The organism is Pelomonas sp. CA6, assembly GCF_022549225.1.
In the GTDB taxonomy this organism is placed as follows: Bacteria; Pseudomonadota; Gammaproteobacteria; order Burkholderiales; family Burkholderiaceae_C; genus Roseateles.
Genome location: NZ_JAKZFD010000051.1, coordinates 1 through 490, shown reverse-complemented (window position 1 = coordinate 490; position 490 = coordinate 1). Strand labels below are relative to the sequence as shown.

1 pseudogene is annotated in these 490 nt (G+C 68.0%); it reads right to left on the bottom strand.

Features of this window, described 5'->3' with window-relative positions:
- A pseudogene (locus LZ017_RS21825) lies at positions 1–467 on the bottom strand (IS110 family transposase); the annotation flags it as partial.
- Positions 468–490: the final 23 nt, after the last annotated feature.

Here is a 490-nt window from a genome sequence, read left to right as displayed (position 1 = left end):
TCTGGATCCATGGGGCACGGCGATGCCGAACTCCAGCAGCAGGCCGCGGATGCGATTGATGCAGGCCGTGCGGTCCGCCTTGAGGCCTTCGCGCAGGCGATGCACGCACAGCAGGCTCTGCTGCTCGACGCTCTTGACCGGAACAAAGCGCATGTGGGGGCGGCTCGCCGCCTCGCAGATGGCCGCAGCGTCGTTGGCGTCGTTCTTGCCGCAGTGGCCCTCGGCGCGATAGGGGCGGCCAGGTGGGCCGAGATGATGCGGGCATCCAGCCCCATCGCACGCAGGGCCCGGGCCCAGTGGTGTGCGCTGGAGCTGACCTCCGTCACCACCATGCAGCCGGCCTGAAGCAGCGCACACCAAGCCAGGAACTTGTCGCGGGCCAGCGCCCGGCTCGTCAGCACGCGGCCACCGCCGTCAACGGCATGCACCTGGATGACTCGCTTAGAGAGATCCACGCCTACGCGCACCGCTGGAACTTGGGTATTCTTGT